Here is a 6216-nt window from a genome sequence, read left to right on the forward strand (position 1 = left end):
AAATTCAAATAGGCCATCACCCCGCAAATCAGGGTCAGCATCACAAAAAAGATCAGTGAAAAATGAACAGCAGTTGGTTTACTGGCAGCCATGTTGTTAAACCTTAAAGATTCTAAGTGACAATCAGGTGCAATTCCGCACCGTGACGTTAGTTCGTCTGATGTGTAAAACCATCGCAGTGAAGCTCAGTCATCACCCCTGATGAACGACAGGAAAAAACAGAAGAAGTGACTCTGAATACTCTGAAGAATCAGTTTCCTGCTTCATTCTATTTTAAATGCAGAAAAAGCAGTGTCAAGAAGCTTTCTCATTCTATCTATTTGCCTGACAACTGGTTTCTCTCTCTCCGGCAGGGTTGATCTCCACAGAAAAGTACACAAACTATCAGTAACCGGAAACCAACCGGAAGAACTGACAAAAGATTTCATCGAGTTTTGAGTTCGGCTTGCCTGTTGATGGCAGTCCAGCCCCATCTCTCCAATAATAAAACCTGAGTGCACAGGATTCCAATATTTTCATACGCTGATCCTGCTAAAAACTGTGGTGTAAACCTCCACCTATTTCCAATTTCGGCTATCTCTTTTCAAAATTTCAGGTAAAGCTAAATCTTTATGAAAGAAACACTTTACATCATTGATACGTTTTCTCTGGTATTTCAGGTTTTTCATGCTGTACCGGCAATGACAGGGCCCGCTGGCCAACCGACGAATGCCATTTTTGGAATCACCCGCGATATCCTCAACATCATTAAAACCCATGCCCCTGATTATTTAATCTTTGCCATGGATTCGAGCGGGCCGGGAACCAGAAATGAGATCTACCCCGAATATAAGGCAAATCGCACCGAGATGCCCGAGGATCTCAGGCCCCAGATTCCAAATATCATGGAAGTAGTAAAGGGATTTCAGGTTCCGATTATCGAAGTACCGGGCTGGGAAGCCGACGATGTGTTCGCCACCATCGCCCGCCTCGCCAGAGAACGGGGAATCGAAACGGTGATTGTGACCAACGATAAAGATGCCCGGCAACTGATCAACGACGCCGTACGTCTCTATAACATTCGCAAAAATACGTTTATGAATGCGGATGCAGTGCAACTGGATTGGGGTGTTCGCCCCGACCAGGTGATCGATTTTCAATCGCTGGTGGGAGACAGTGTGGATAATATTCCGGGTGTGCCTCTGATCGGCCCGAAAAAAGCCCAGATATTAATCGAGCAGTTCGGATCTCTGGAATCAGTGCTGGCCAATGCAGACCAGGCCAAAGGTGCCAAACTGCAGCAAAACCTCAAGGAATTTGCCGATCAGGCACGGATGTCACGTCAACTGGTCACCCTGAATGTCAATCTGGATCTGCAAGTGGACTGGGAAGCCTCACGCTTAACCCATCCCGATCGCGAACGTTTGCGCCAACTGTTCACCGACTTCGGCTTCCGCCGCTTTGCCGACGAGATGCAGGAGAATTTTACAAAGCAGGACGCTCCCAAAGCAGAGGAACGGATCTGGGAGACGATCGACACTCCACCGGCTTTTGAAAAATTCATAACTTCGTTGAAAAAGCAGGATGAATTTTGCGTTGATCTGGAAACAACCGGGCTAAAACCTGCGGAAGCAGAAATCGTGGGCTGGGCCATCAGTTGGGAGAAAAATCATGGCTATTACATTCCCGTTGAAGGTCCTGCCGGTCAGAAGGCTCTGGATCCGCAGTTGGTTTTAAATCAACTCAAGCCTTTACTGGAAGACCCGGACATTCTGATTACGAATCAGAACATCAAATACGATATGGTTGTATTGATGCGTGTCGGCGTGTTCCTGCAGGGGGTCAGCATTGATCCGATGGTGGCCAGTTACCTGCTCAGTGCAGGCGAACGTGGCCACAGCCTGGATAAACTGGCAGAACGCTATCTGCAACATACGATGATTCCGATCTCTGATCTCATCGGTTCCGGGAAACAGCAGAAAAAGATGTTTGAAGTCGATGTGGTAAAAGTCGCCGAATATGCGGTTGAAGACGCCGAAATCGCGTGGCAGTTATCCCGCATCCTCAAAGAAGAACTCAAACAACAGGGCTTGTGGGACCTGTACTGGAATCTGGAGCGACCTTTGATTCCCATTCTGGCAGAGATGGAATTCACCGGAATCAGGGTCGATACAGACGAATTAAAAAGGCAAAGCCAGCAACTCTCTCTGCGTCTGACGGATTTGATTCAAGAGATTTATCAGATCGCCGGCCATGAATTCAACATCGCTTCACCGCTTCAACTGCGTACCGTTTTGTTTGAAGAGTTAAAGCTGCCGGTCTTCAAGAAAACCAAAACCGGCCCGAGTACCGACCAGAGCGTACTGGAAAAGCTGGCTTCCCTGCATGAACTGCCGGCAAAAATTACCGAGCACCGGCATCTCTCAAAACTGAAAAGCACCTACCTGGATGCGTTACCCGATCTGGTGAATCCCGAAACGGGACGCATTCATGCCAGTTTTAATCAGGTGGTGGCGGCGACAGGCCGCTTAAGTTCCAGCGACCCGAATCTGCAGAATATTCCTGTCCGGACCGAAGAAGGACGCCAGATCCGCAAAGCGTTTATTCCGGTGAATGAAAACTGGCAGTTACTCTGTGCCGACTATTCACAAATTGAATTACGCGTACTGGCACATTTGAGCCAGGATGAAGCGTTGAGCCAGGCGTTCCATGCAGGCGCTGACATCCATACTGCGGTGGCGGCAGAGACCTTTCGCGTTTCTCTGGAAGAAGTCAACAGCGACATGCGGCGGACCGCCAAGGCTGTCAACTTCGGTGTTATTTACGGGCAAAGCCCTTTCGGATTGTCGGAATCCATCGGCATCCCGCAATCGGAGGCTGCTGGATTCATTGAAGAGTATTTTGACCGCTATCGGGGCGTGAGAGAATTTCTGGATCAGATCCTGGAAGATTGTGCGAAGAATCATTTCGTACGTACGATCTGCGGCAGGAAGCGGGAAATTCAGGGCGTCCGTGCGGGTCTTCAGAAGCAACTGAACATGCCCGAGCGAACGGCCATCAATACGGTGATTCAAGGCTCAGCCGCCGACCTGATCAAACAGGCCATGATCAATGTGAGTGCGCGAATCAAACGGGAACACCATCCGGGCAGAATGCTGATGCAGATTCACGATGAACTGGTCTTCGAAGTCCCTGCGGAGGAACTGCAGTCGCTCGGCCAGCTCGTGCGCCAGGAAATGGAGTCTGCCATGCAACTGGATGTCCCGCTGATTGTGGACCTTTCGTCCGGGGCGAACTGGTTGGATCAGACCCGTCTGGATCTACCGGGTTCCTGACTTATGACCATTTTATCAGTAAAGTAATCCCCCCTGCTGTCAGATCAAACTCTCCTGATCCTTAGACGAGAGAATCGGAGCCAAAACTATAAATTTTAAGGGGAAAAGAGGGAAGTTTGTTTTTTTTTGTTGACAACCGGGATGCTATCGGTAACGATATTAGTGCACGCCCATGTGTCTCATCTAAAGTTGCTAAGGGATTCAGCAATCATAAACCTCCTGTGTGGTAAGTTTCTGATTCGAAGGAATGTGTAAGAAAACCATTTTCCACCAATGCAAGTTGTTATAATCTTCTTGTGTCTTGTCATATATGCATTCCCATAATTGCCCTGATTGGAGGTATCGGATCAGGTAAAAGTGCGGTTGCCAATAAAGTCAAAACTTTGCGATCTGTTAAAGTAATTGATGCCGATCAAATCGGACATGAAGTGCTTGATTTTCCTGAAGTTCAACAGAAAATTCGAGAGCAGTTTGGAACTGCGGTGTTCGATGAACGAGGAAGCATAGTACGTTCAGAACTTGCCAAAATTGTTTTTGGAGAAGAGAAACAACATCAGGAATCGTTAGAGAAACTTGAAGAACTGGTCCACCCTGAGATCCACCAGAGGCTTGAGCAGGAGATTTTGTCGGCCAAATCAACAGAAGAGGTTGATGCAATCCTGATTGATGCCGCGGTGATTTTAGAGGCAGACTGGAAAGACTTGTGCGACCAGATCGTATTTATTGAATGTCCTTTTGAGCAACGTCTGAAAAGAGTCACTCAGAACCGGGGCTGGTCGTCCGAAGAGTTACAAAAACGGGAGAATCATCAGTTGCCTCTCTCAGAAAAAAGAAAACTGGCAAACTGCATTATTCACAACGACCATGATCTGGAAACTGCCGCAAAAGAGTTATCCAGCTTCATTGAAACCTTACATAATACACAAAAAACCAACAAATGACCGATTTCCGAGTGTCTAACCAACATTCTTGAAATGGTATTTTAATTTCAAACTCATCCCTGATGATTTCCTGAACATCTCATGATGCTTATCCCTATATTTAAAAAAAACCTTTCCAGAGGTTAATTGATCTTCGCGTTCAACACATCCGTTTTGACTCATCAACCCCACTTCATTTCATCTCAATATTTTTGTAATTCGGAAAGTTATCGATATGGCCAAATCCATAAAACTTCAGGCATCTGAAAATGACGGACTTGTGGCTTCAAAAGACGTAGAAGAGTTCGACTCAAAGTCAAAACAAGATAAACCACCGGCTTCGCGTAATCAGAGAGAATCTGCCATTACCAGAGCAGCCGATGAACGCTATGAAAAAATCAAGCAGAGTGAGATTCATATCGCCGATCTGCAACGGCTGACCATGAAAGATCTCATGCAATTGGCCAAAGAAGAGAATCTGACAGAATACACGGGCCTGAAAAAACAGGACCTGATCTTCAAGATTCTGAAAGAACGCACCAAAGTCAACGGTTTGATGTTTGGGGAAGGGACACTGGAAATTCTGCCGGACGGATTCGGGTTTTTACGCAGTCCCGATTACCACTACCTCCCCTGTCCCGATGATATTTATGTCTCTCCCAGCCAAATTCGCCGTTTTGGATTACGCACAGGTGCCATCGTTGCAGGTCAAATTCGACCTCCTAAAGAAAACGAACGGTACTTTGCCTTACTCCGGGTGGAAGCCATTAATGGCTGTGACCCTGAAATCCTGACCACAAAGGTCTTTTTTGATGATTTAACTCCTTTGCATCCGAAAGAACGGTTAAAACTTTCTTCCCCTGCCGGTAATTTGAGTACCAGAATTGTCGATCTCGTGGCTCCCGTAGGTATGGGGCAACGTGGCTTAATCGTTTCTCCGCCCCGCGCTGGTAAAACCGTGATGTTGCAGGAAATGGCAAAATGCGTGCTCGGCAGCCACCCCAACGCCTATGTCTTTATCCTGTTGATTGACGAACGACCGGAAGAAGTCACAGATATGGAGCGTCAGGTGGGTGGAGATCGTTGTGAAGTCATCAGTAGTACGTTTGATGAACCACCAAGCCGGCATATTCAGGTCTCGGAAATGGTCATTGAAAAAGCCAAACGCATGGTCGAGTATGGCGAGGATGTCGTCATTTTCCTGGATTCCATAACCCGACTGGCCCGCGCCTGGAACACGGAAGTCCCCCATTCAGGCAAAATCCTTTCCGGTGGTGTGGACGCCAATGCATTACAGCATCCCAAACGATTTTTCGGTGCCGCCCGTAACGTGGAAGAAGGCGGCAGCCTGACCATTGTTGCCACCGCTTTAGTCGATACGGGAAGTCGTATGGACGAAGTGATCTTTGAAGAATTCAAGGGAACCGGTAACACCGAATTGCACCTGGATCGCAGAATGGTCGAAAAACGAATCTGGCCGGCCATTGATGTCAATAAATCCGGTACACGACGCGAAGAGTTATTGATGGATGAAGAAGAACTACGCAGAGTCTGGATTCTCAGACGCGTGCTCAACGACATGAATCCTGTGGATGCGATGGAACTTCTGGTAAACCGGATGCGTCGGACAAAAACCAACGAAGAATTTTTACTGAGCATGAATCTGGGCTAGCACTCCCTCAGAGCCTGGTTCTGGCAGAACGATTTACTGAAGGCCGTACCGAACCCGGCCAGAATTGCAGTCCTTGTGATTCGCAAATCCTGAAATAAATATCGACAAACCACTGATCTGGTTTTTCCAGTTTTCTGTAGACTATTTTTAAGTTATCATGTTGATGAACCATACACTGATTGCAGGCGATTTACTGGCTCGGGATGCGAAAATCGCCATCGTTGTTTCCCGCTGGAATGAGCTGATTACCCGCAGACTGCTGGAAGGGGCGCTGGAAACGTTCCGTCGTCATGGCGGATCGGAAAAAAAT

Annotated in this window: 4 protein-coding genes; all 4 read left to right on the forward strand. The window is 47.5% G+C overall.

The window, feature by feature from the left end; all coding sequences use genetic code 11:
• Positions 1-611 precede the first annotated feature (611 nt).
• Positions 612-3314 (forward strand): DNA polymerase I, encoded by a 2703-nt coding sequence (gene polA, locus Q0294_RS16220; protein ID WP_299467538.1) that lies wholly within the window; start codon positions 612-614, stop codon positions 3312-3314.
• Positions 3315-3610: 296 nt separating this feature from the next.
• A complete protein-coding gene (gene coaE, locus Q0294_RS16225) occupies positions 3611-4255 on the forward strand; it encodes a dephospho-CoA kinase (RefSeq protein WP_299467540.1) in 645 nt (214 codons plus the stop codon).
• 214 nt (positions 4256-4469) lie between these two features.
• The gene (gene rho, locus Q0294_RS16230; RefSeq protein ID WP_366917983.1) at positions 4470-5906 is read left to right on the forward strand and encodes a transcription termination factor Rho; all 1437 of its coding nucleotides are present in this window, start codon (positions 4470-4472) and stop codon (positions 5904-5906) included.
• Between the two features lie 163 nt (positions 5907-6069).
• On the forward strand, positions 6070-6216 hold a 147-nt coding region (locus tag Q0294_RS16235), incomplete at its 3' end, for a 6,7-dimethyl-8-ribityllumazine synthase (protein ID WP_299467544.1).

The sequence above is a fragment of the uncultured Gimesia sp. genome, assembly GCF_937919775.1.
Classification (GTDB): Bacteria; Planctomycetota; Planctomycetia; order Planctomycetales; family Planctomycetaceae; genus Gimesia.